Source organism: Avibacterium sp. 21-595 (genome assembly GCF_023611905.1).
Taxonomy (GTDB): Bacteria; Pseudomonadota; Gammaproteobacteria; order Enterobacterales; family Pasteurellaceae; genus Avibacterium.
Window position 1 is genome coordinate 2,151,803 of record NZ_CP091455.1, and the last position, 22,373, is coordinate 2,174,175.

The 22,373-nt window shown below is 41.6% G+C and carries 29 protein-coding genes and 1 pseudogene; 17 read left to right on the plus strand and 13 right to left on the minus strand.

What is annotated here, in order from left to right; genetic code table 11:
- Positions 1 to 14 precede the first annotated feature (14 nt).
- Entirely contained in the window at positions 15 to 1,172 is a 1,158-nt protein-coding gene (gene galK / locus L4F92_RS09905; protein ID WP_250363597.1) for a galactokinase, read from the plus strand.
- Positions 1,166 to 2,242: a galactose-1-epimerase gene (galM, locus tag L4F92_RS09910; RefSeq protein ID WP_250363598.1), complete on the plus strand. Its 1,077-nt coding sequence runs from the start codon at positions 1,166 to 1,168 to the stop codon at positions 2,240 to 2,242. The genes galK and galM overlap by 7 nt, the downstream gene beginning before the upstream one ends.
- Before the next feature lie 178 nt (positions 2,243 to 2,420).
- Here the strand turns inward: galM and proB are convergent, their stop codons facing one another.
- Positions 2,421 to 3,524 (minus strand): glutamate 5-kinase, encoded by a 1,104-nt coding sequence (gene proB, locus L4F92_RS09915; protein WP_250363599.1) that lies wholly within the window; start codon positions 3,522 to 3,524, stop codon positions 2,421 to 2,423.
- Positions 3,525 to 3,682: 158 nt separating this feature from the next.
- Here proB and L4F92_RS09920 point away from each other — a divergent pair, with 158 nt between their 5' ends.
- The 3 genes from L4F92_RS09920 to folA are packed head-to-tail and all read left to right on the plus strand — an operon-like array spanning position 3,683 to position 5,462.
- Positions 3,683 to 4,471, plus strand: a complete 789-nt coding sequence (locus L4F92_RS09920; protein WP_250363600.1) for a threonine/serine ThrE exporter family protein — start codon at positions 3,683 to 3,685, stop codon at positions 4,469 to 4,471.
- Positions 4,468 to 4,932: a threonine/serine exporter family protein gene (locus L4F92_RS09925; RefSeq protein ID WP_250351572.1), complete on the plus strand. Its 465-nt coding sequence runs from the start codon at positions 4,468 to 4,470 to the stop codon at positions 4,930 to 4,932. Before L4F92_RS09920 ends, L4F92_RS09925 begins: the two co-directional genes overlap by 4 nt.
- A 32-nt stretch (positions 4,933 to 4,964) precedes the next feature.
- Complete coding sequence (gene folA / locus L4F92_RS09930; RefSeq protein ID WP_250363601.1) at positions 4,965 to 5,462, plus strand: type 3 dihydrofolate reductase; 498 nt, start codon at positions 4,965 to 4,967, stop codon at positions 5,460 to 5,462.
- A gap of 66 nt (positions 5,463 to 5,528) precedes the next feature.
- On the opposite strand, the gene mutM is transcribed toward folA, so the two are convergent.
- The 4 genes from mutM to radC all read right to left on the minus strand — a co-directional run bounded on the left by mutM (position 5,529) and on the right by radC (position 7,803).
- Positions 5,529 to 6,350, minus strand: coding sequence for a bifunctional DNA-formamidopyrimidine glycosylase/DNA-(apurinic or apyrimidinic site) lyase (gene mutM / locus L4F92_RS09935; protein WP_250363602.1), 822 nt, complete (start codon positions 6,348 to 6,350; stop codon positions 5,529 to 5,531).
- Positions 6,351 to 6,501: 151 nt separating this feature from the next.
- Positions 6,502 to 6,672, minus strand: coding sequence for a 50S ribosomal protein L33 (gene rpmG / locus L4F92_RS09940; protein WP_005542835.1), 171 nt, complete (start codon positions 6,670 to 6,672; stop codon positions 6,502 to 6,504).
- Between the two features lie 11 nt (positions 6,673 to 6,683).
- The gene (rpmB, locus tag L4F92_RS09945; RefSeq protein ID WP_011608297.1) at positions 6,684 to 6,920 is read right to left on the minus strand and encodes a 50S ribosomal protein L28; all 237 of its coding nucleotides are present in this window, start codon (positions 6,918 to 6,920) and stop codon (positions 6,684 to 6,686) included.
- A 226-nt stretch (positions 6,921 to 7,146) separates the two neighbouring features.
- Positions 7,147 to 7,803 carry a RadC family protein gene (radC, locus tag L4F92_RS09950; RefSeq protein WP_250363603.1) on the minus strand — a complete coding sequence of 219 codons (657 nt, stop codon included), beginning with the start codon at positions 7,801 to 7,803 and terminating at the stop codon, positions 7,147 to 7,149.
- 173 nt (positions 7,804 to 7,976) lie between these two features.
- On the opposite strand from radC, the gene coaBC reads away from it, so the two are divergent.
- From coaBC to crp, 5 genes are all read left to right on the plus strand, one after another.
- Complete coding sequence (gene coaBC / locus L4F92_RS09955; RefSeq protein ID WP_250363604.1) at positions 7,977 to 9,200, plus strand: bifunctional phosphopantothenoylcysteine decarboxylase/phosphopantothenate--cysteine ligase CoaBC; 1,224 nt, start codon at positions 7,977 to 7,979, stop codon at positions 9,198 to 9,200.
- 8 nt (positions 9,201 to 9,208) lie between these two features.
- Positions 9,209 to 9,664, plus strand: a complete 456-nt coding sequence (gene dut, locus L4F92_RS09960; protein WP_250363605.1) for a dUTP diphosphatase — start codon at positions 9,209 to 9,211, stop codon at positions 9,662 to 9,664.
- Between the two features lie 91 nt (positions 9,665 to 9,755).
- Positions 9,756 to 10,355 (plus strand): nucleoid occlusion factor SlmA, encoded by a 600-nt coding sequence (gene slmA / locus L4F92_RS09965; RefSeq protein WP_250364596.1) that lies wholly within the window; start codon positions 9,756 to 9,758, stop codon positions 10,353 to 10,355.
- Between the two features lie 21 nt (positions 10,356 to 10,376).
- Positions 10,377 to 10,598, plus strand: coding sequence for a YheU family protein (locus L4F92_RS09970; RefSeq protein WP_250351642.1), 222 nt, complete (start codon positions 10,377 to 10,379; stop codon positions 10,596 to 10,598).
- 22 nt (positions 10,599 to 10,620) lie between these two features.
- Entirely contained in the window at positions 10,621 to 11,256 is a 636-nt protein-coding gene (gene crp / locus L4F92_RS09975; protein WP_265748352.1) for a cAMP-activated global transcriptional regulator CRP, read from the plus strand.
- A gap of 73 nt (positions 11,257 to 11,329) precedes the next feature.
- Here the strand turns inward: crp and L4F92_RS09980 are convergent, their stop codons facing one another.
- From L4F92_RS09980 to L4F92_RS09995, 4 genes are all read right to left on the minus strand, one after another.
- The gene (locus tag L4F92_RS09980) at positions 11,330 to 12,844 is read right to left on the minus strand and encodes a DHA2 family efflux MFS transporter permease subunit (RefSeq protein WP_250363606.1); all 1,515 of its coding nucleotides are present in this window, start codon (positions 12,842 to 12,844) and stop codon (positions 11,330 to 11,332) included.
- Position 12,845: 1 nt separating this feature from the next.
- Positions 12,846 to 14,015, minus strand: a complete 1,170-nt coding sequence (locus tag L4F92_RS09985; protein WP_250363607.1) for an EmrA/EmrK family multidrug efflux transporter periplasmic adaptor subunit — start codon at positions 14,013 to 14,015, stop codon at positions 12,846 to 12,848.
- Positions 14,016 to 14,027: 12 nt separating this feature from the next.
- Positions 14,028 to 14,525, minus strand: a complete 498-nt coding sequence (gene mprA, locus L4F92_RS09990) for a transcriptional repressor MprA (RefSeq protein ID WP_265748353.1) — start codon at positions 14,523 to 14,525, stop codon at positions 14,028 to 14,030.
- A gap of 145 nt (positions 14,526 to 14,670) precedes the next feature.
- A complete protein-coding gene (locus L4F92_RS09995) occupies positions 14,671 to 15,681 on the minus strand; it encodes a YeiH family protein (protein ID WP_250364597.1) in 1,011 nt (336 codons plus the stop codon).
- 167 nt (positions 15,682 to 15,848) lie between these two features.
- Between L4F92_RS09995 and ispF the strand changes: the two genes are divergently transcribed.
- Genes ispF through L4F92_RS10030 form a run of 7 tightly spaced genes read left to right on the plus strand, consistent with a single transcriptional unit; the run spans position 15,849 to position 20,445 of the window.
- Positions 15,849 to 16,325 carry a 2-C-methyl-D-erythritol 2,4-cyclodiphosphate synthase gene (ispF, locus tag L4F92_RS10000; protein WP_250351564.1) on the plus strand — a complete coding sequence of 159 codons (477 nt, stop codon included), beginning with the start codon at positions 15,849 to 15,851 and terminating at the stop codon, positions 16,323 to 16,325.
- Between the two features lie 3 nt (positions 16,326 to 16,328).
- The gene (truD, locus tag L4F92_RS10005; protein ID WP_250363609.1) at positions 16,329 to 17,336 is read left to right on the plus strand and encodes a tRNA pseudouridine(13) synthase TruD; all 1,008 of its coding nucleotides are present in this window, start codon (positions 16,329 to 16,331) and stop codon (positions 17,334 to 17,336) included.
- Positions 17,337 to 17,344: 8 nt separating this feature from the next.
- Positions 17,345 to 18,085 (plus strand): 5'/3'-nucleotidase SurE, encoded by a 741-nt coding sequence (surE, locus tag L4F92_RS10010; protein ID WP_250363610.1) that lies wholly within the window; start codon positions 17,345 to 17,347, stop codon positions 18,083 to 18,085.
- Positions 18,086 to 18,118: 33 nt separating this feature from the next.
- The gene (locus L4F92_RS10015; protein ID WP_250363611.1) at positions 18,119 to 18,694 is read left to right on the plus strand and encodes a YqaA family protein; all 576 of its coding nucleotides are present in this window, start codon (positions 18,119 to 18,121) and stop codon (positions 18,692 to 18,694) included.
- A 14-nt stretch (positions 18,695 to 18,708) separates the two neighbouring features.
- Positions 18,709 to 18,897 (plus strand): hypothetical protein, encoded by a 189-nt coding sequence (locus L4F92_RS10020; protein ID WP_250351560.1) that lies wholly within the window; start codon positions 18,709 to 18,711, stop codon positions 18,895 to 18,897.
- A 13-nt stretch (positions 18,898 to 18,910) separates the two neighbouring features.
- Positions 18,911 to 20,062: a murein hydrolase activator NlpD gene (gene nlpD, locus L4F92_RS10025; RefSeq protein ID WP_250363612.1), complete on the plus strand. Its 1,152-nt coding sequence runs from the start codon at positions 18,911 to 18,913 to the stop codon at positions 20,060 to 20,062.
- Complete coding sequence (locus tag L4F92_RS10030) at positions 20,062 to 20,445, plus strand: hypothetical protein (RefSeq protein ID WP_250363613.1); 384 nt, start codon at positions 20,062 to 20,064, stop codon at positions 20,443 to 20,445. The genes nlpD and L4F92_RS10030 overlap by 1 nt, the downstream gene beginning before the upstream one ends.
- Positions 20,446 to 20,490: 45 nt before the next feature.
- Here L4F92_RS10030 and L4F92_RS11130 read toward each other — a convergent pair whose 3' ends face one another.
- From L4F92_RS11130 to xerC, 4 genes and pseudogenes are all read right to left on the minus strand, one after another.
- Positions 20,491 to 20,571: an IS3 family transposase gene (locus L4F92_RS11130; RefSeq protein WP_442778857.1), complete on the minus strand. Its 81-nt coding sequence runs from the start codon at positions 20,569 to 20,571 to the stop codon at positions 20,491 to 20,493.
- 246 nt (positions 20,572 to 20,817) lie between these two features.
- Complete coding sequence (locus tag L4F92_RS11095) at positions 20,818 to 21,000, minus strand: DDE-type integrase/transposase/recombinase (protein ID WP_326938218.1); 183 nt, start codon at positions 20,998 to 21,000, stop codon at positions 20,818 to 20,820.
- A gap of 70 nt (positions 21,001 to 21,070) precedes the next feature.
- Positions 21,071 to 21,397: pseudogene (locus tag L4F92_RS11135) on the minus strand (transposase).
- 62 nt (positions 21,398 to 21,459) lie between these two features.
- The gene (gene xerC, locus L4F92_RS10035) at positions 21,460 to 22,350 is read right to left on the minus strand and encodes a tyrosine recombinase XerC (protein WP_250363614.1); all 891 of its coding nucleotides are present in this window, start codon (positions 22,348 to 22,350) and stop codon (positions 21,460 to 21,462) included.
- Positions 22,351 to 22,373: the final 23 nt, after the last annotated feature.

Here is a 22,373-nt window from a genome sequence, read left to right on the forward strand (position 1 = left end):
GAAGGAGACAATCAATGACCCCACAACAACGTGCAGAACACTTATTTTCTGAAAAATTTCACCGCACTTTTGATCTCCGTGTTTATGCTCCTGGGCGCGTTAATATTATTGGTGAGCATACGGATTACAATGACGGTTTTGTGATGCCTTGCGCCATTAATTATGGCACGGCAGTATGTGGTGCAAAGCGTGATGATAGCTTATTTCGGGTTTATGCCGCTGATCTTGATGCGTTTGATGAATTTGATCTCGCCAAGCCCATTGAAACAAATCCTGCACATAAGTGGACGGGCTATGTGCGTGGGGTGGTGAAATTTATTCAAGCGCAATGTCCTCATTTCCAGCAAGGGGCTGATTTGGTGATTAGTGGTAATGTGCCACTTTCTGCTGGGCTAAGTTCTTCCGCTTCATTGGAAGTGGCTATCGGCAAATTTTGCCAACAGCTTGCCCAGCTTCCGCTTAGCGATACTCAATTGGCGTTGATCGGTCAGCAAGCAGAAAACCAATTCGTTGGAGCGAATTGTGGCAATATGGATCAACTGATTTCTGCCCTTGGGCAAAAAGATCATTTACTGATGATCGATTGCCGCAGTCTTGAAACCCAACCCACGCCTGTACCAAATGATGTAGCTGTGATGATTGTTAATTCTCACGTTAAACACGATTTAGTCGCCGGTGAATACAATACTCGTCGCACACAATGTGAAAAAGCCGCCGCGTTTTTTGGCGTGAAAGCCTTGCGAGATGTGTCAGTGGAACAGTTCAATAAAATGGAAGAAAAACTTACCGCACTTGATCCTATCGTCGCCAAGCGAGCCAAGCACGTTATTACTGAAAATGCCCGTGTGCTTGCTGCGGTTGAGGCTTTAAAACAAGGCGATCTCAGTAAACTGGGGAAATTAATGGCACAATCTCACGAGTCAATGCGTGATGATTTTGAAATTACCGTGCCACAAATTGATTACTTAGTCGAACTCGCTCAACTTGCCGTTGGCAACACAGGCGGGGCGAGAATGACAGGGGGCGGTTTTGGTGGCTGTATTGTGGTGGTTGCGCCACAAGAAAAAGTTGCAGCGGTACGCCAGCTTATTAGCGAAAATTATGAAAAACAAACAGGGCTAAAAGAAGATTTCTATGTTTGCACCGCCTCACAAGGGGTTTCAGTATGTTAAGACAATCGCACACCGGGCTTGCGCCAGATGGCAAGCCCTTTAAGCTATTTACGCTAACCAATCAACAAGGAATGTGCATTCAATTAATGGATTGGGGGGCGACGTGGCTTTCTTGTAAAATCCCCGTGAATAATCAATTACAAGAAGTACTGCTAGGTTGCCATATACAGGATTATCTCACACAGCAAGCCTATTTAGGGGTAACGGTGGGGCGTTATGCTAATCGCATCGCCAATAGTCGCTTTCGCTTAAATGGTAAAACGATTTATCTCAATGCTAATCAAGGCAAACATCAACTTCACGGCGGTAAAGGGTTTGACAAAGGTCGCTGGCAAGTAGAAAAGTGCGGTGATAATTTTGTTCAATTTTCCCTTTTTTCTGCCAATGGCGATCAGGGCTTTGTCGGTAATTTACAGGTGAAGGTGACTTATCGTTTAACTGAAAAAAATCAAGTACGTATTGAATTTGAGGGCATTTGTGATCAAGATACGCCACTTAATTTAACCAACCACGCATATTTTAATTTAGATGATGCCAGCGCTGGCGCAGATGTACGCCAACATTGGTTACAACTTAATAGTGAGCAATTCTTACCGGTTGATCAACAAGGTATTCCGAATGCCCCTCTCAAAGCGGTGCAAGGCACAAGTTTTGATTTTCGCCAAGCAAAAATGATTGCTCAAGATTTTTTACAGCAAGAACAACGACTTACTAAAGGCTACGATCACGCCTTTTTACTCAATGGCACACAGCCTTGTGCCATATTGCATTCTAGTAATCGCCAAATTTCCCTTAGCGTTTCCACCTCGCAGCCAGCGTTACAAATCTACACAGGAAATTATCTGGCTGGCACACCAACTCGTTTAGGGGGAACTTACCAAGATTATCAAGGTATCGCCCTTGAGCCAGAATGTTTGCCTGATACCCCTAATCATCCAGAGTGGCAAAAATACGGTGGAATAAGCAAGAAAAATCAGCCTTATCGGCAGTGGATTGAGTATCAATTTAAGATTAAAAAACTAAGTAGAGGGAGATTAACCGTTCCTGAAATACTATATCGTAAACCTTAAATTCAGTTGGGCAAAACGATTAAAGGGACTAATAGATAAATACCCTCAACCCGCTTTGTTTAGTATGGGAATGCCTGAGAATTGGCATCAAGATAGCTTTTGGGAAAATGCCTTAGAATAAAAAACGTGATAACACTACCGCTCTTTTCTAAGTGCGGTAGTTTTTTCCAAAATACCTCTACAACACCACCATATCATCACGATGTACCGCGACAGCGCCGTATTCATAGCCCAAAATTTGTGGAATCTCTTGTGATTTTTTGCCTTTAATTAAATTTAACGCATCGCTGTTGTAGCGAGGAATTCCAAGGGCGATAACGTTGCCGTTAGGCTGTTGGATTTTTACCACTTCGCCACGAGAAAAACGCCCTTCGATTTGTGCAATGCCTGCTGGAAGTAAGGATTTATGCTGCATTAGCACCGCACTTGTTGCACCTTCATCAATGATAATCGTGCCTGCTGATGGCGCGGCAAAAAGCCATTGTTTACGGCTTTCAAGGCGATCCGTTTGCACGGTAAATTTGGTGCCGATATTTTCGCCGTAAGCCAGATCCACAATTACATTTGGGCGATTACCCGGTGCGATAATGGTTTCCACACCTGAACGGGTGGCAACATCTGCGGCGATCACTTTTGTGGACATTCCACCTGTACCAAGATTTGTGCCACTTCCGCCTGCGATTTGGCGAATCGCATCGGTGATTTTTTCCACCACTGAAAGCAATTTCGCTTGCGGATTGTTTCTTGGATCGCTATCAAATAAGCCTTGCTGATCGGTGAGCAAATAAAGTTGTTCAGCTTGTGCCAAAATCGCCACAAGCGCCGATAAATTATCGTTATCACCAACTTTAATCTCGGCGGTGGCTACTGCATCATTTTCATTAATCACGGGAATAATGCCGTTATCTAACAAGGCATTAAGGGTGTCTCGTGCATTGAGAAAACGCTCGCGATCTTCAATATCGGCACGACTGAGCAAAATTTGCCCAATATGAATATCGTAAATAGAAAAAAGCTGTTCCCACGTTTGAATAAGCTGGCTTTGCCCCACGGCGGCTAATAATTGTTTTGAGGCAATAGTGGGCGGGAGTTGCGGGTGGTTGAGATAATCTCGTCCTGCCGCCATTGCGCCAGAGGTAACAATGATAATGCGAAAGCCTGCTTGGTGTAGTTGGGTGATTTGTCGTACAATTTCCATCATATGTGGACGATGAAGTTTGGTTGTACCTTGTGTTAAGGTACTTGTGCCAAACTTCACGACAATGGTTTTCTTTTGTTCCATAAGGGAGTTTCCTGTTACTGTTGAATGCGCCAAACCCTATCATTAAATGCGAAAAATTTCATTAAATTTTCACCGCACTTTGTATGATTTAAAACAATTTTTATTACTCAAAACAGGGTATAATAGCATCATTTTTTAATCAACCCAGCGCAATTGAAATGTCAGAACAAAATCATATTGAACGCCAACGTGAAGTAACACGATTATGTATAAAAGTGGCATTAATGCTACTTCAACACGGTGCAGAAAGTGCGGTTGTGGTACAAATGTCGCATAGATTAGGGCGAGCTTTAGGAATGGATAGTGTTGAATGTGCCTTAACGCCGAATGCGGTGATTATTACCACGCTATATCATAATCATTGCATTACCACTGCACGCAAGAATGTGGATCAAGGCATTAATATGCATATTGTTACGGAAGTGCAACGCGTAGTGATTACGGCTGAGCATCGTATTTATGATTTGCACCAAGTGAAAAAACGCCTTGAGCAAATTAAACCGTTTAAATATAACCGCTCTCTTGTGGTGCTAATGATTGGGTTATCTTGTGCTTGTTTTGCCCATTTATCTGGGGGCGATAGTAGGATTGCGGTGATAACATTTGTTGCTGCTGCAATTGCAATGTTTATTCGTCAATCCCTTGCTCATCGCCATTATAATCCGATCATTGTCTTTTCAATTACCGCCTTTATCGCCTCAATTATTTCAGGAATGGCGTTGAAATATCAATTAGGCAATGATCCGCAAATTGCCCTTGCTTCGAGCGTGCTTTTACTTGTGCCGGGTTTTCCATTGATTAATTCCCTCGCAGATATTCTCAAAGGCCACGTTGGAATGGGCTTAGGGCGTTGGACCATTGCCACCATTCTCACCTTTGGCGCTTGCTTAGGTATTGTCTTTGCCCTTGCACTGTTAAATATTCCCTATTGGGGAGAATTAAAATGACCTTGTTGCTGAATTTATTAGATGATATGTTTTTCGCCGCTATTCCTGCGGTGGGCTTTGCCTTAGTCTTTAATGTTCCCCCTAAGGCATTGAAATATTGTGCAATTTTAGGCGCATTAGGACACGGCTTGCGTACCTTATTGGTGCATTTTGATGTACCGTTAGTATTTGCGACCTTTGCTGGAGCCAGTTTAATTGGTTTTATTGGCGTGCATTTATCGCATCGCTATCTTGCTCATCCTAAAGTATTTACAGTTGCAGCAATTATCCCGATGATTCCCGGCGTTTATGCCTATAAAGCGATGATCGCGATTGTGCAAATTCACCATTATGGTTTTTCTGATGTGTTATTTGCACAAATGATTGATTATTTTATTAAAACGGGATTTATTCTAGGGGCATTAGTTTTTGGTTTGGCATTGCCGGGCTTATTGTTCTATCGACAAAAACCTGTAATATAATAGCCAAAGCAAGAGAATCAAAAGGAAAGCAAATGACCCTCAGTTTAATTGTGGCAACGACGAAAAATAATGTGATTGGTAAAAATAACCAAATGCCGTGGCACTTGCCTGCCGATTTAACGTGGTTCCGCCAAAACACGCAAGGCAAACCTGTGATTATGGGGCGGAAAACCTTTGAAAGTATCGGTCGTCCATTACCAAAACGCACCAATATTGTGCTTTCTCGCTCTCCCTTTGAGTACGATGGTGTCATTTGGAAAAGTGATTTTACAAGTGCGCTGGATTTTGTGAACGAGTTTCCTGAGATAATGCTGATTGGTGGTGGCGAATTATTTAAACAATACCTTCCCCACGCAGATAAACTCTATCTTACTGAGATTCAAGCAGAAATTGATGGGGATACATTTTTCCCACAAATTAATTGGGCTGAATGGCAAATTGAATTTGAACAATATCGTCCCGCCGATGAAAATAATCCCTATGATTGCCGATTTTTGATTTTACAACGGATTAACCATTCGCGTTCCTAATGAAAAAGGAAGGCTTACTTGCCTTCCTTCGTTTGTTTAATTGATTTTATACGAGTGCATTTTTTCCTATTTCCCCCCTTTTTTCTGACATTTTGGGCAGAAAAAACTATTACGTTGTCCGATGACTAAACTTTCAATTTTTGTACCGCACTTTGGACAAGGCTTGTCTTTATTGCCATAAACTCGCAATGCTTGAGCAAAATACCCCGGGCGACCATCAGGTTGTAAAAAATCTTTTAAGGTTGTACCACCTTGTTGAATCGCGCTGGCAAGCACTTGTTTAATGGTTTGAACCAACAATTCACATTGCGCTTTAGTCAAATTTTTGGCTAATTTTAGCGGATGTAATCCACATAAAAATAAGGTTTCATTCGCATAAATGTTACCTACACCAACGACTACGGCATTGTCCATTAAGAAAGTTTTAAGTGCGGTCTGTTTTTTGCGAGATTTTTTAAACAGATACTCTCCGGTAAATTCTTCCGACAGGGGTTCGGGGCCAAGTTTCGCAAAAAGGTGGAAATCCGCCAAATTATCCGTATATAGCCACGCACCAAAACGGCGAGGATCGTTATAACGCAAAACTTTGCCATTATTCATCACAATATCTAAATGATCGTGTTTATCAATGGGGCTATCTTGTGGCACAACACGCAAAGAGCCTGACATTCCTAAATGCCCAATGATTGCCCCTTTTTCAGTATGAATGATTAAATATTTTGCACGACGAGAAAGGTGGCTCACTTTTACTTGTCTAAACTCACTCAATTGCGGACTCACTTCCCAGCGTAATCTAGGGTTACGCACGACAATTCTTTCAATGGTAAATCCTGTCAAATAAGGTGAAATGCCATTTTTGGTCGTTTCAACTTCGGGTAATTCAGGCATTTTTCCTCCTTACGAATGATGCTATATTGTTTCTAATGGAAATCGCTATAATTAACTAGGTAGATAAATAGAGGCAATCAATAAAAATCCAAGAAACGCAGATAGAAAAAAACCCGAACAAGTCGGGTTTTTCTAATTCATTAAAATCAAATTATTTGATTTTTGCTTCTTTATAAATAACGTGTTTACGCACAACAGGATCAAATTTTTTGATCTCCATTTTTTCTGGCATATTACGTTTATTTTTGGTTGTTGTGTAGAAATGACCGGTTTCAGCTGTTGAAACTAAACGGATTTTTTCACGAGCACCTTTAGCTGCCATTTTTTAGCTCCTTAGATTTTCTCGCCACGAGCACGGATTTCAGCTAACACTGCATCAATGCCTTTTTTATCAATAATACGCATACCTTTCGCTGTTAAGCGTAAAGTTACGAAACGTTTTTCAGACTCAACCCAGAAACGGTGAGTGTGTAAGTTAGGAAGAAAACGACGACGTGTCGCATTCATTGCGTGTGAGCGGTTGTTACCAACTGCTGGACGCTTGCCTGTTACTTGACAGACTCTAGACATATTAATCTCCAATAAATCAAATATAAGCTCGAGCTTAGGGTTCGGATTACTGCAAACTAGGTTTGCAAGCCACCTCGTCAGGTCGCTGTAACCGACCCGCATACTATATTAAAGGTGGCAAATTATACTCACTTTATTCGCTATACTCAAGCCTAAATCACTTAATTAACGCAATAAATGACAAAAAAATCAGCAATTCTGTTACATTGCGCTGGCAAGACTTCAGCTATAACCAACCTTTTTCACTAAAAGAAACATAACAACCTTTACCGATCACAAAATGATCCAATACCCGAATCTCCACTAATTCTGCCACTTTTTGGATCTTTTCAGTAATGCACCGATCAGAATGGCTCGGCTCTGCAATTCCAGAGGGATGATTATGGGCTAAAATAATCGCTGCCGCATTGCAAAATAATGCTGTTTTCACAATTTCTCTAGGATACACAACGGCACTATTAATTGTTCCTAAAAACATTTCTTCTTTTTTAATTAAACGATGTTGATTATCTAGAAAAAGCACCAAAAAAACCTCCCGCTCTTTATGCTCTAGCTCCGTTTGCAAATACATTCGCACCAGTTCAGGACGGGTAAATGCCTGTGCCATTTCCAATTCTTGTAACAAATAACGCTTTGTCATCTCTGTACTGGCTTGAAGCTGGATAAATTGCGTGATACCTAACCCTTTGACGTTGCAAAAAGCGTGTTGATCCGCACTGATTAATTGCCTTAACGATCCAAAATGTTGAAGAACCAAGCGGGATAATTCCATCACTGAACAATTCTTGATCCCTGTACGTAGAAAAATTGCCAATAATTCGCTGTCATCAAGGGCTTCTGCACCAAATGTTAATAATTTTTCTCGTGGCATTAAGGCGGTCATTTTAATGATGTACTCTTTTCTCTTAAATCAATTTATGCTTACTTTTAGCATAGACAACCACATTGTGATAGGTTTCTCCATTACTTTTGCGATCCTGATCGAAAAATAGGATTTTGTATTAAGGAAAATTACAGTAAAATTAACCGCACTTTTAATTTAAGGATCGCTAATTAATGCAAGATCTTCAAGGAAAACGTATCGTTATCGGCATTACGGGGGGTATTGCCGCATATAAAAGTATTGAACTTATCCGCTTGTTACGCAAAAGCCAAGCAGAAGTACGCGTGGTACTTACCGCAGCAGCGGCTGAATTTGTTACCCCACTCACATTACAAGCAATTTCAGGCAATGCGGTGGCTCAATCACTATTAGATCCTCAAGCTGAGTTAGCGATGGGGCATATTGAACTGGCAAAATGGGCAGACCTTATTGTTATCGCACCCGCTAGTGCAGATTTTATGGCGCGCTTAAATGCAGGAATGGCAAATGATTTACTCTCCACCATTTGCCTTGCAACTGCAGCGCCAATTTTGCTTGCGCCGGCAATGAACCAGCAAATGTTCCGCCAAGCCATCACACAACAAAATTTGACCAATTTAAAAGCCCGTGGTATTGCCACTGTCGGACCAAATAGCGGTGAGCAAGCTTGTGGTGATGTGGGCTTCGGGCGAATGTCAGAACCAGCCGAAATTTACACCGCACTTTATGAGATGCTTCTTCCTAAACAAGATCTCAGCCATTTAACGGTTGCCATTACCGCAGGTCCAACGCGTGAAGCCATTGACCCCGTACGTTATATTAGCAATCACAGCTCAGGAAAAATGGGCTTTGCTATTGCCGAAGACTTTGCCAAACGAGGCGCAAAAGTAAAATTAATTGCAGGGCCGGTCAATTTGTCCACGCCTGCGCAAGTAGAACGAATTGATGTCATTTCTGCTCAAGAAATGGCGGATGTTACCCTTTCACTTGCACCACAAGTGGATATTTTCATTGGCTGTGCAGCCGTAGCAGATTACCGCGTAGCCCAGATCGCCGATCAAAAAATAAAGAAAACGGCTGGAAATGATATGCTCACCTTAGAATTGGTGAAAAACCCTGATATTATTGCCGCTGTGGCTGCACTCACTGAGAACCGTCCTTTTGTGGTAGGATTTGCCGCAGAAACGCAAAATGTTGCCCAATATGCACAGGATAAATTAGTGCGTAAAAATTTGGATCTGATCTGCGCCAATGATGTTTCTGATGGAAAAGGCTTTAATGGTGATGATAACCAACTTCAGCTTTTCTGGCGTGACGGCAACCAACAATTACCACACAGCAGTAAAAAAGAGTTGGCACGGCAACTCACTCAATATATTGTGGAACGATTTTACGCTCAGTTTGAACGAAAGGAATAAACAAAAAAATGAAAAAGATTGATGTAAAAGTTTTAGATAGCCGAATTGGCACGCAATTTCCCTTGCCAGCTTATGCCACAAGCGGTTCTGCCGGCTTAGATCTGCGTGCGTTGGTGGAAGAAAGTTTTGAAATCCAACCGGGTGAAACGAAGCTCATCCCAACAGGGCTGTCTATTTATATCGCCGATCCTAATCTTGCCGCCGTCATTTTACCTCGTTCAGGACTGGGGCATAAACACGGTATTGTACTGGGTAATTTAGTTGGTCTCATTGATTCTGATTATCAAGGCCCTTTAATGGTTTCAATGTGGAACCGTGGTGATCAACCTTTCAAGGTGGAAGTGGGGGATCGCATTGCACAACTTGTGTTCGTTCCTGTGGTGCAAGCAGAATTTAACGTTGTAAATGATTTTGAAGAAACAGAACGTGGCGAAGGCGGATTTGGGCATTCGGGTAAGCAATAGAGGGAATATGGTAGAAGAACAATTAGAAATTGCAGGGATTGAGCCAGCGCCCATCACAGAAAAGCACACCACGACACAACGTACAGAAAAAATAACGAAAAGTGATAAACGTAGTGTTAAAGAACGCCGTTTACAAGTCCTCACCGTGCTGACCCATATGCTTCATTCCGAACGTGGAATGGAACGGATGACAACGGCTCGCCTTGCCCAAGAAGTCGGCGTTTCGGAGGCCGCGCTCTATCGCTATTTCCCAAGTAAAACCAAAATGTTTGAAGCCTTGATTGATAATTTAGAAAGTAATTTATTTAGCCGCATCAACCATTCAATCAAAAATGAAACAAACACGATGAACCGTGTGCGAGATATTATGCAAATGATTTTAGATTTTGCACGTAAAAACCCCGGGCTTACTCGTGTTCTTACCGGACACGCCTTAATGTTTGAAGAACCGCTCCTACAAGCACGCGTTGCGCAATTTTTTGATCGTTTAGAATTTCAATTTGTGAATATTTTACAAATGCGAAAATTACGCGAAGGAAAAGGGTTTCACCTTGATGAACGGATTATTGCCTCTTATCTTGTTAATCTGTGTGAAGGACAATTTATGCGTTATGTTCGTTCTAACTTTCGCCATCATTCTAGTCAAAATTTTGAACAACAATGGAAACTTATCGCGGTACACTTTGCATAATAACAATTTTTAGGTAATATGATGATTATTCCTTGGCAAGATTTAGAAGAAGAAACGCTCATAAATATTGCAGAAAGTTTCATTCTGCGTGAAGGGACAGATTACGGTGAACAGGAGCTTTCCCTCCAACAGAAAACGCAAAACTTGCTGACCAAAATACGTCAAGGAACGGCTGTAATTGTTTGGTCGGAATTACACGAATCCATTGATATTAAAGATAAAATGGAATTTCTTAAATCATAGATGATAAATGTAGGAGGACACCGTGCAAGAACAACATACTCCGCCAATGGATCCAACCTTAGAATGGTTTTTATCTCATTGCCATATCCATAAATATCCAACCAAAAGTTCAATTATTCACGCGGGTGAAAAAGCAGAAACGCTTTATTATCTCATCAAAGGCTCTGTGGCTATTTTAGTCAAAGATGAAGATGGTAAAGAGATGATCCTTACTTACCTAAATCAAGGCGATTTCTTTGGCGAAGCGGGATTATTTGAAGAAGGTCAAGAACGTTCAGCTTGGGTAAAAACAAAAATGACGTGTGAAGTGGCAGAAATTTCTTACAAGAAATTCCGCCAGCTCATTCAAGTAAATCCTGAAATTTTAATGTATTTATCTGGTCAGCTTGCTCGTCGTTTACAAAATACCTCAAGACAAGTTCGCAATCTTGCTTTCCTTGATGTGGCAGGGCGTATTGCACAAACCTTGCTAAACCTCGCTAAAATGCCAGATGCAATGACTCACCCAGAAGGAATGCAGATCAAAATTACTCGTCAAGAAATTGGTCAAATGGTCGGCTGTTCCCGTGAAACCGTTGGACGAATTTTAAAAATGTTGGAAGACCAACATCTTATTTCAGCTCACGGCAAAACGATTGTGGTTTATCACTCCAGATAAAAATCTCCATCAAAGAAAAGAGCGGTGTAAAAATGCTGAATTTTCCACCGCTCTTACTCTTTCTATTGCTTTACTAATGCTTATTACCAAACGGCGGTTTGGCAAACCACACCACGATAAAAAGCAACATAAACATTATCGCAGACAACCAGAAAATCTCATTTGCGCCAATAATAAATCCCTGCGCGGTGATGGTTCTTGCGAGAGACATTGAGGTTTGCGTTTCGCTCAAACCTAGCTCTGCCATTGTGTTGTAATAAGCTTGGGCGTTGAGATTATAAGGATTGATCGCTTCTGTAAATTGCGTGTGATGTATTGCCTCACGGTTATACCATAAGAAGGTGGTCAGCGAAGTACCAATTGAACCTGCAAGGGTTCGTAAAAAATTAAATAAGCTCGAGGCTGATGCCATTTTTTCTGCGGGTAAACCCGATAAGGTAATGGTGGTGAGCGGCATAAAAAAGCAAGCCACAGCGATTCCTTGGATAAGCTGTGGTAATGCTACATCAGCAAAGGTCATTGAAGGCTCAAAAGTAACGGCACGCCAATGGAAAGTTAAGGCATACACCATAAAACTGATCGTAACTAAAATTCGCATATCAATTTTGTAGCCAAAACGCCCAATAATAGGCGAAAGTAGAATGGGGAATAATCCTACTGGGGCGGCAGCAAGCCCTGCCCAAGTGGCGGTATAGCCATAAACTTGTTGTAATAAGAGCGGAATTAGGACAACTGAACCAAGATAAATCAAAAATGCAAGGCTAGTACACAAGCAGCCCACACTAAAATTACGTGATTTAAATAAGGAAATATCCACAACAGGGTTATCCTCAGTCAATTCCCAAATAATCAAGGCAATTAATGCAATGGCAGAAATCACAGTAAGCACGACAATTTCAGTAGAATTAAACCAATCTTGCTCGCGCCCTTGGTCAAGCATTAATTGTAAACAACCCACGCCGATAACAAGCAAAATTAATCCCATCATATCAATAGGCTGCTGATAAGTTTTGGTTTCTCGCTTAGCTAAAATTTTCCAACTTAGAAAAATGACACACAATCCAATCGGTACGTTAATAAAGAAAATCCACCCCCAGTGCAGATTATCACTAATCCAACCACCTAAAATTGGACCAAAAATAGGTGCAACAACCACCGTCATTGACCAGAATGCTAATGCCATACTGCGTTTTTGCGGGGGATAGTTGTTCAGTAATAAACTTTGCGAAAGTGGGATAATTGGCCCTGCCGCAAGTCCTTGAAAAATACGGCATAAGATCAACATTTCTAAACTATGAGAAATACCACATAGCCAAGAAGCAAGCACAAATAAGCCAGTAGCAATTAAAAACAAGCGCACTTCGCCAAAACGTTTTGCAAGCCAGCCTGTAATGGGAATTGAAACGGCATTTGCAACCCCAAAGGAAGTAATGACCCAAGTACCTTGACTAAACGATGCCCCCAGATCGCCTGCAATCGTCGGGATTGCCACATTGGCAATGGTCGAATCTAACACTTGCATAAAGGTGGCAAGGGACAGCGCAATCGTCATTACTGCCAGTGCGGCACCTTGAACAGGTTTTTGCATATTATTCACCTGCATTAGCTTGAATAATTTGTTCTGCTAATGTATTTACAGGACTTAGGTCATAATCTAATGCCTGCGTTTGATACAACACTTCGCTTGCACGCGGTTCGCGCAACACCTTACCGCGCGTATCCGCCACATTCACTTCCACTGTGGCAGAAAGCCCAAGCCGTAATGGATATTTTTTCATTTGGTCAGGATCTAAATCAATCCGCACTGGCACACGCTGTACCACTTTAATCCAGTTACCTGTGGCATTTTGAGCAGGAAGAAGCGAAAAAGCACTGCCTGTTCCCATTTCTATCCCACTCACGGTGCCATCAAATTTTACGTCATCGCCATATAAATCGAAGACTAATTTTACCGGCTGACCAATTCGCATTTTACGCAGTTGGGTTTCCTTAAAATTCGCATCAACCCACATTGTTTGATTGGATACCACTGCCATTAAAGGGCTACCTACTGCCACTTTTTGCCCCACTTGCACATTACGACGTGCAACATAGCCATCAACAGGGCTAACAATTTTGCTACGTTGTAAATTCAACCACGCGAGGGTTAAGGCACTCACGGCATTCTTCACCGCTGGCTGCTCGCGTAACGGCAAATTCCCTAATAAGGCTTGATTCGCTGCTAATTGGTTCTGTGTAGCTTGTAGATCCGCTTGTGCAATATTCACCGCGTCTTTGGCGTGTTGTAAGGTTTCCTTATCAATAGATCCTGTTTTAGCTAACTGCTCACGGCGTTGTAAATCGCCTTTTGCTTTATTAAGTGCGGTGCTTTTTGCATCTAAAATGGATTGCAATTGCTTCACCGTAAAACCTAACTGCTCAATTTGACGCACACTACTGGCTAAATTATCTTGTGCTTGCTGAAAGTGCAAGTTGAGATCCGTATCATCAAGCTCAAGAAGAACGTCCCCCGTATGGACAAAATCCATATTATCTACGTTAATTTTGCTTACGTTGCCGTTCACTTGGGACGAAATCATCACTTGGTTACCTGACACATAAGCGTCTTCTGTTTCTTCATAATTTCTTACAAAGAAAAACCAATAAACGCTGGTAATTATCGCGATGAGAAGTAGTATAGTAATAAAATATCCCAGTGCTTTTTTACGTTTCGCATTTTTACTTAATACCGGTTTTTTATTTTCAGTTTGTTCTGTCATTGACTTCACCTATTAAAGATTTTCTAAACTGGTTAGCAGTTTAAGTAATAATTTTTTTAATTGTTGCTGCTCTTGTTCATCTAACACAGAAAAAAGTTGATCCACTTGCTTCCATTGATTGGGCAAAAGTTGTTCTAAAAATTGTATTCCTTGTGGCGTAAGGGTTAATAAAAAGCCACGCCGATCCCCTTGCACTTCCGTGCGTGCTAACCACGCACGCTTTACTAATTCATCAGCAATACGTGTTGCATTGGTTTTTGAATAACCAAAAATTTCACTTAATTGACTGGGTTGTAAAGCATAGCTGGGCTGGCAATATAGCACCACTAATGCCATAAAAAGGGTATCATTGAGCTGATATTTTTTAAGCAACTGATTTCGTTTTTCCACATAACGGCTGCTGTTATGCAAAAGTAAACGAGCCAAAAGAATTTGCTCTACTGGCATTGCAGGATTATTCTTCGCCGATTGGCGAATCAACATTTCTTGATCCGAAAAAGAGAGTGGCATAAAACAATTGATTAGTAGAAAATAAACTGCGTAATAGTAACGCACGTAACTATTTGTGTCAAAAAATACCGCACTTTCTTTTTCCTTAATGGATAAAGTACGGTGCTTTTTCTTAATATTTTTCGAGCCTTATGGCAAACCTGATTTATGCCAATAGATAAGCAAAAATGAGATTGATCCCGAGTCCCCCCACCATTAACCAAATCCAAATTATTGCCCCCAATAATAAGGGTTTTGTTCCCGCTTTTTTCAGTGAGTTAATATGCGTGGTGAGTCCTAATGCCGCCATCACCATCATTAATAAAAAGCGGTCTAATTGAACCAGAAAATCTACGATAAATGGAGGTAATACATTGAAAGAATTAAAAATTGCTACGCCAATAAATAATAAAGCAAAATAAGGAATGACGATTTTACCTTGCTGTGGGTTATTTTCTTTGCGTAAAAAATAGGATAAGGCGAGCAAAAGCGGGGCGAGCATCATTACACGCAGCATTTTAGCAATCACCGCGGTATCTGCCACTTGAGGTGTAATATTTGCCCCAGCGGCGTACACTTGTGCGACTTCGTGTACCGTTGAGCCAATATAAATACCAAATAAATGATCTGGTAAGTAAGCTTGCAAGTAAGGGTAAAGTAGCGGATAAAGGAACATACTCACTGTGCCGAAAATCACAATTAATGCCACCGCAACAGACACTTTATAAGAAGGGGCTTTTAGGATTGGCTCAGTTGCCATAATGGCGGCAGCACCACAAATACTGCAACCTGAAGCGGTAAGTTGTACAATTTGGCGATCAATCTTAAGCCATTTAATGCCGATCCAACAAGTCAGTAAGAAAGTCAAAATTAGCATCGTTAAATCAGAAAAAAACGCATTTAAGCCAACCTGACTAATGTCTTGCAAGGTTAAACGAAAACCAAATAATACGATACCGCAACGTAATAATATTCCTTTTGCAAAGGTTACTCCCGATTTCATTACGGATTCAATACGATGATAAAACGTATTTCCACCTAAAATCCCTAATAAAATGGCTAATGTCAGGGCGCTAATGTGCCACGACAGCACTAAGGGGGTTTGCGCAAGCAAGCTTGCCAATAAGCTAATTAATATAGTTAAGAATAAACCTGGGAGCAGTGAGAGGTGTTTCATCATTGTATGGTTCTCCACATAACAAGGTGGTGATACAGTAACGCATTTTTATGATAAGTAAATAAGAAAAATGATAAAAATCCCACCGCACTTAAATTAGCCATTTTTGAATAACGTTGGTGATGCTATAATCTTGCACTATTTTTCAGCAGAGATCAGGAAAGAATATGATACGAATTGGACACGGGTTTGATGTACACGCCTTTGGTGGGGCGGGGCCGATTATTATTGGTGGTGTCGCAATACCTTATGAGAAAGGCTTGCTGGCACACAGCGATGGCGATGTGGCATTGCACGCATTAACAGATGCGTTGCTCGGTGCGGTGGCGTTAGGGGATATTGGGAAATTATTCCCAGATACCGATCCACAATATAAAGGGGCAGATAGCAAGGGATTGCTACAAGCAGCTTATCGTCAAGTGCAGGGCAAAGGCTATAAAATCGGCAATGTTGATATTACCATTATTGCTCAAGCACCGAAAATGCGTCCATATATTGATAATATGCGTGCGGCCATTGCACAGGTGTTAGATTGTGAAATAGAACAGGTGAACGTAAAAGCCACTACCAGTGAAAAACTCGGTTTTACCGGCCGTGGTGAAGGCATTGCTTGTGAAGCTGTCGCTTTGCTATTGAAGGCTTAATTTATGCAAGAACTCGCCTTTTTATACAATCCTCCCGAACAACCGGCTCACTTAAAAGCGGAATGTGCTGATTTTATCGTGAAAGAAGAATTGGGCTATGAAATGGCTGGTGAAGGGGAATTTGTCGCTCTTTATGTGCGTAAAACCGATGCCAATACCCTTTTCGTTGGTGAAAAATTAGCTGAATTTGCGGAAATTTCGCCACGCAATATGAGCTATGCCGGCTTAAAAGATCGCAAAGCCATTACGGAGCAATGGTTCTGTCTGCATATGGCGGGACAAGAAACGCCTGATTTTAGTCAATTTCATTTAGACGGCGTGGAAATTCTTAAAGTAACAAGGCATAACCGAAAAATTCGGACAGGCAGCTTGGACGGTAACCATTTTGAGATTTTATTGCGTGGCGCACAACAAACTGACGATTTAAACCTGCGGTTAGAAAATCTGAAGCAGTTAGGGTTTCCTAATTATTTTACCGAACAACGTTTTGGCCGTGATGGGCATAATCTCACACAAGCAATGCGTTGGGCAAAAGGTGAAATTAACGTGAAAGATCGCAAAAAACGAAGCTTCTACTTATCTGCCGCACGGAGTGAAATCTTTAATTTGGTGGTTTCAGATCGTGTTCAGCAACAACTTACACAAGCTATTTTATTCGGGGATATTGTGCAATTAAATGGCTCACACAGTTGGTTTACGGTGGATGAAACAGAGGATCTTGAGCAATTAAAAGTGCGGTTAAAAAATCAAGATATTTTACTAACCGCCCCATTAGTTGGAGAACATATTCAAGCGGCGAATGCGCGTGAAATGGAGATTGTTCAGCAACATCAAGAGATCTTAAATTTAATGCATAAAGAACGAATGAAACCAAGTCGCCGTCCCTTATTGATATGCCCGCAATTCTTAGATTGGGCATTTTTGCCTGAAGGATTGAAATTAACCTTTTATTTACCCGCAGGTTGCTATGCCACGGCATTGATTCGTGAATTAATACAGATTATTGAATAAGGAATACAATGAATATTTTATTATCAAATGATGATGGCATTCACGCTGAGGGAATTAAAACCCTTGCCACCGAATTACGTAAAATCGCACAGGTTACCGTTGTTGCACCAGACCGCAATCGTAGTGCCGCTTCAAGTGCGCTAACCCTAGTAGAACCATTACGCCCAATGAAATTAGATAACGGTGATTACTGCATTAATGGCACACCCGCTGATTGTGTGCATTTAGCCTTGAACGGTTTCCTTTCAGGGCAAATCGATCTTGTTGTATCGGGTATTAATGCAGGGGTGAATTTAGGTGATGATGTGCTTTATTCGGGGACAGTGGCGGCAGCTTTTGAAGGTCGCCATCTCGGTTTACCGGCTATTGCCGTTTCATTAGATGGTCGCCAACACTATGAAACAGCAGCGCGTATTGTCTGTGAACTTGTGCCGAAATTGCACAATCAGTTAGTAAAAAGCCGTGAAATTCTGAATATTAACGTGCCTGATTTACCTTACGACGACATTAAAGGGATCAAAGTCTGCCATTTGGGCTATCGTGCAGCGGCAGCAGAAGTCATTAAACAACAAGATCCCCGTGGTGAAGCCATTTATTGGATTGGTCCTGCGGGCTTAGCAGAAAATGAGCAAGAAGGCACAGATTTTCACGCAGTGAAAAATGGCTATGTGTCGATTACACCGATTCAAGCGGATATGACCGCTTATCATTCGCTCCAATCTTTACAAGATTGGTTAAAAAGTGAATAATATTCCGCTTTGTAAATTATTGAGGGTATGCCATTGAAAATATTTGGTGCGATGTACGATAAAGTGATGCAGTGGTCGGCTCATCGCTATGCGACGGCGTGGTTGATTTTTACCAGCTTTATCGAATCCATTTTTTTTCCTGTTCCCACTGATGTGATGCTTGTGCCAATGGCAATGAATCGCCCTAAACAAGCCTTAAAGCTAGGAATTTATACCGCGATTGCCTCTGCACTCGGTGGCGTCGTGGGCTATGGATTGGGTTATTATGCTTTTGATTATATTCAAGAATATATTATTAAATGGGGCTATCAATCTCACTTAGACACAGCGATGTCTTGGTTTAAACAATGGGGAATTTTAGTGGTGTTTATTGCTGGATTTTCCCCTATTCCCTATAAAGTGTTCACTATTTGTGCGGGCGTAATGCAAATGGCATTTTTACCATTTTTAATTACATCAACGATTTCTCGTGCTGCACGTTTTATTTTAGTGGCGAAATTAGCCGCTTGGGGCGGTCAGAAATTTGCCCATAAATTACGTCAATCCATTGAATGGATTGGCTGGGCAGTAGTACTGCTTGCTGTGATCATTTATTTCATATTCAAATAAAAGTGCGGTCAAAAATGAAAAAATTTTTAATCCTAATTACTTGCTTTTTTATGCTAGGGGCTTGTACATCAGAACCACAACAGCAAGATGAACATACCCTTTCACCGGGAATGATGCAACCTGTGCTTGGTACAGGGGCAACGGAAGATGCCCAGTGGCAACCAATTATTGAAAAACAACCTATGCCTGAATCAATGAATTAATAGAGGAACTCCAATGAAAAAATCTTTTTTACTTTTGCCTATTACGATGGCGGTATTATCAGCTTGTTCATCCACTTCACCTGCACCGGTAGAAAATGCCGATGGTGCGTTGCCACCGGGAACGATGCAACCGGTAGATAGCAATGCTGGCAGCACTTGGGAACCCCAAATTCAGCAACAGAGTATGCCGGCTACAATGACTGCACCTGTTACGCCACAACCCACTTATCAAGCACCTCAAGTACAGGCACCACAAATACCACAACCAGTCAATCAAACTGTGCAACAAAGCAAAAAAGCGGTGGCAAATACCACTGCGAAAGCAAAACAAGTTTCACAAAACTTTGAGATTCCGCGTAACCCAGAAACCAATGCCCCTGATTACAGTAAAATTGATAAAGGCTTCTATAAAGGGAACACTTACACTGTTCGCAAAGGCGATACAATGTTCTTGATTGCTTATATTTGTGGGCTTGATGTGAAAGAACTGGCGGCGATGAATAATATGTCTGAACCTTATACCTTAAGTGTTGGACAAACCTTGAAAGTCTCTAATGAAACCGCCCCTGTCGCGACCAATACTGCGCCAAGTACGGCTAAACCGGTGGAAAAACCTGCTCAACCTGCAGTTACTTACACGCCGGGGCCAAATGGTACACAATATGGTTCTGATGGTTCGATCATCGGGCCGATTAAATCTTCGGTCGGTACTCCTTCATCAACGCCAATCGTTTCTGCACCAGTTAAAACACAACCTGTTGTGCAACCGGTTTCTTCTACCCCAATTGCTTCAAATGTGGCTTGGCAATGGCCAACCAATGGCAAAATTGTACAAGGTTTCTCTAGCGCTGATGGCGGAAATAAAGGCATTGATATTAGCGGTTCACGTGGACAGGCAGTTAATGCGGCAGCGGCTGGTCGCGTGGTATATGCAGGTAATGCGTTGCGCGGTTACGGTAACCTTATCATTATTAAGCACAATGATGATTATTTGAGTGCTTATGCACACAATGAAAGTCTTTTAGTGAAAGATCAACAAGAAGTGAAAGCCGGACAGCAAATTGCGAAAATGGGGAATTCTGGCACAAATAGCGTAAAACTTCATTTTGAAATTCGCTATAAAGGCAAGTCTGTTGATCCTATTCGTTATTTACCGAGACGTTAATGATGAAAAAACTTGCTGCATTATGCTTTAGTACCACGCTGACCTTGGGCTGTACCGCCCATTCAGCAAGCCAACTTTTAGGCGGTGATGTTGATGAAAAAGGCTGTATTTCCTCTGCTGGTTATCGTTGGTCTGAATTAAAACAGCAATGTGTTCAACCTTTTGATATTGCCGATCTTCACTTTACCGATCCTGAAGATTCGACCCTCGCTATCTATGTGATTTTGGCACAAGATCAAGGTAAAGCAGAGGTTTTTTCTGCGCATTCAACGCCTAATCTGATCCTTGATGCGGTAAAAGGTGGCTATACAGCAAAAGATAAAAGTCTGAGCATTATAAAAACCACGCAAGGGTGGGAACTGAAAAAACGCCCTACTCGTTAAAAATAAAAAGTGATCTGCCGCCCAAAAGTTAGACAGGTTGTTAAACTATAAATACTGAGTTCTGTATTGAGCAGGACTCAGTCCTTTTAAAGCCATCTTAATACGTTTTTGGTTGTAATACACCACATATTATTCCTCAACTTCAGCTTGCAATTGTGCTATCCACGTATAGCTACGCGTATAAAAACACTCAGATTTTAAAATCGCAAAGAAACCCTCAATCACCGCATTATCATGGCAATTCCCTCGTCGGCTCATACTCGGTATCGCGCACCCTTCCAGCATTTTTCGCCAAGCGTTTGTACGACAAAGAACGCCTTGGTCGCTGTGAATAATGGGGCAATCCGTCGCACTTAATTGGCTTAACCCTTGTTACAGCATCTTTGTTACCAAAGGAAAGTTGGAGCGTCTTGCAAACTGATAGGCGATAATTTCTCGATTCGCCAAATCCATTAATGCGGAAAAATACAGCTTCTCCCGCCCAATATGAAATTCGGTCACATCCGTCACCCACTTCTGATTAAGTTTTGTGGCGGTAAAATCACGATTCAGCACATTTGGCGCAATCAAAGCGGTCTTAGTAAATCATTTAACGCGTGCGTTTGCTTTAAATCGTGAATGGCGGCTATTTTTTCTGCCGTCGTTTTTGCCGGTCTAATTCCTCCAACTTTTTTAAATAAGCAATCTCTGCACGGGCGAGAGCCAGCTCACGTTGCAATTTTTTAACGGCTTTAGGGGATAAATCTGTGGGGTTCAGGAATCTTCATCTCTTTTTTCTTCATTTTGGGCTTAACTCTTTTAGGTTGAATAAAGGGGATTTTACCCCCTCTAAGCCTTTTCGTGAAAGGCTTTTAACCATTTAATCACAAGAGAATGAGAAATTTGAGATACCCACATCCTGTTTGGTGGCTTGTTTAATAATTTCTAAACGGAATTGATAAGTATAGGACATAATCTGCACCTCTAATTAGGTGTCCAGTTTTTAGGGCGCAGATCATAAGTGCGGTGTTATTTTTACGATTTTTTTCGTTTCGCTCTTGGATGTGCGGAATCGTAAACCTGTGCTAAATGTTGGAAATCAAGGTGAGTATAGATTTGCGTGGTAGAGAGATTACTGTGTCCAAGCAATTCTTGTACCACGCGTAAATTGGAACTACTTTCAAGCATATGTGTGGCAAAAGAATGGCGCAATTTATGAGGGTTCAAATGGCTAGATAGCCCTTGCTTAATTCCCCACACTTCCATTCGCTTTTGAATAGAACGATGGCTCATTCGATTACCTAATTGACTCACAAATAAAGCATCATCTTTTGGATTAAATAACAACCGCACTTTTAACCATTGTTGTAACGCGTGAGAGGCATAACGACCGAAAGGCAAAATACGTTCTTTATTCCCTTTCCCAATGACACGTACCTCCCGCGCACGCGTGTTAATGCTATTTAGATTCAATCCTTGCAATTCGGATAAACGTAACCCTGAGCTATACATTAATTCCAACATCGCTTTATCGCGTAAATCTATTGGCTCTTTACTGTCGTTAGCTAATAATTGCTGAACCTGTTCATTATCCAAATTTTTTGGTAAATGTTTCCCTTGTTTAGGCGCAGAAACGCCAATCGCAGGATTGACAGCAAGCACGCCTTGCTGAACTAAATAACTCAAAAACTGACGCAATGCAGATAATCGTAAAGCCAAACTTTTTTCGTGTAAGCCTGCCTTTTTACTCTGCGCCAAGACAAACCGCACTATACTTGGTGTAATATCTTGCCATTGTGTTATCCCATTTTCCTGCAACATCGCCACCACCGCCTCAAGCTGACGCTGGTAATTACTCAATGTATGTGGACTCACCTGCCGTTCAATACGCAGGTAGTTCCAGTAGGTGTTGAGGTGTTGTTGCATTAACTTTGTCCTATCATAAAGTG

Bases quoted from the DNA above. Each gene is read 5' to 3' on its own strand.
- galK (WP_250363597.1), top strand. From the start codon at position 15: ATGACCCCACAACAACGTGCAGAACACTTATTTTCTGAAAAATTTCAC.
- galM (WP_250363598.1), top strand. From the start codon at position 1,166: ATGTTAAGACAATCGCACACCGGGCTTGCGCCAGATGGCAAGCCCTTT.
- proB (WP_250363599.1), bottom strand. From the start codon at position 3,524: ATGGAACAAAAGAAAACCATTGTCGTGAAGTTTGGCACAAGTACCTTA.
- L4F92_RS09920 (WP_250363600.1), top strand. From the start codon at position 3,683: ATGTCAGAACAAAATCATATTGAACGCCAACGTGAAGTAACACGATTA.
- L4F92_RS09925 (WP_250351572.1), top strand. From the start codon at position 4,468: ATGACCTTGTTGCTGAATTTATTAGATGATATGTTTTTCGCCGCTATT.
- folA (WP_250363601.1), top strand. From the start codon at position 4,965: ATGACCCTCAGTTTAATTGTGGCAACGACGAAAAATAATGTGATTGGT.
- mutM (WP_250363602.1), bottom strand. From the start codon at position 6,350: ATGCCTGAATTACCCGAAGTTGAAACGACCAAAAATGGCATTTCACCT.
- rpmG (WP_005542835.1), bottom strand. From the start codon at position 6,672: ATGGCAGCTAAAGGTGCTCGTGAAAAAATCCGTTTAGTTTCAACAGCT.
- rpmB (WP_011608297.1), bottom strand. From the start codon at position 6,920: ATGTCTAGAGTCTGTCAAGTAACAGGCAAGCGTCCAGCAGTTGGTAAC.
- radC (WP_250363603.1), bottom strand. From the start codon at position 7,803: ATGACCGCCTTAATGCCACGAGAAAAATTATTAACATTTGGTGCAGAA.
- coaBC (WP_250363604.1), top strand. From the start codon at position 7,977: ATGCAAGATCTTCAAGGAAAACGTATCGTTATCGGCATTACGGGGGGT.
- dut (WP_250363605.1), top strand. From the start codon at position 9,209: ATGAAAAAGATTGATGTAAAAGTTTTAGATAGCCGAATTGGCACGCAA.
- L4F92_RS09970 (WP_250351642.1), top strand. From the start codon at position 10,377: ATGATTATTCCTTGGCAAGATTTAGAAGAAGAAACGCTCATAAATATT.
- L4F92_RS09980 (WP_250363606.1), bottom strand. From the start codon at position 12,844: ATGCAAAAACCTGTTCAAGGTGCCGCACTGGCAGTAATGACGATTGCG.
- L4F92_RS09985 (WP_250363607.1), bottom strand. From the start codon at position 14,015: ATGACAGAACAAACTGAAAATAAAAAACCGGTATTAAGTAAAAATGCG.
- mprA (WP_265748353.1), bottom strand. From the start codon at position 14,525: ATGCCACTCTCTTTTTCGGATCAAGAAATGTTGATTCGCCAATCGGCG.
- L4F92_RS09995 (WP_250364597.1), bottom strand. From the start codon at position 15,681: ATGAAACACCTCTCACTGCTCCCAGGTTTATTCTTAACTATATTAATT.
- ispF (WP_250351564.1), top strand. From the start codon at position 15,849: ATGATACGAATTGGACACGGGTTTGATGTACACGCCTTTGGTGGGGCG.
- truD (WP_250363609.1), top strand. From the start codon at position 16,329: ATGCAAGAACTCGCCTTTTTATACAATCCTCCCGAACAACCGGCTCAC.
- surE (WP_250363610.1), top strand. From the start codon at position 17,345: ATGAATATTTTATTATCAAATGATGATGGCATTCACGCTGAGGGAATT.
- L4F92_RS10020 (WP_250351560.1), top strand. From the start codon at position 18,709: ATGAAAAAATTTTTAATCCTAATTACTTGCTTTTTTATGCTAGGGGCT.
- nlpD (WP_250363612.1), top strand. From the start codon at position 18,911: ATGAAAAAATCTTTTTTACTTTTGCCTATTACGATGGCGGTATTATCA.
- L4F92_RS10030 (WP_250363613.1), top strand. From the start codon at position 20,062: ATGATGAAAAAACTTGCTGCATTATGCTTTAGTACCACGCTGACCTTG.
- xerC (WP_250363614.1), bottom strand. From the start codon at position 22,350: ATGCAACAACACCTCAACACCTACTGGAACTACCTGCGTATTGAACGG.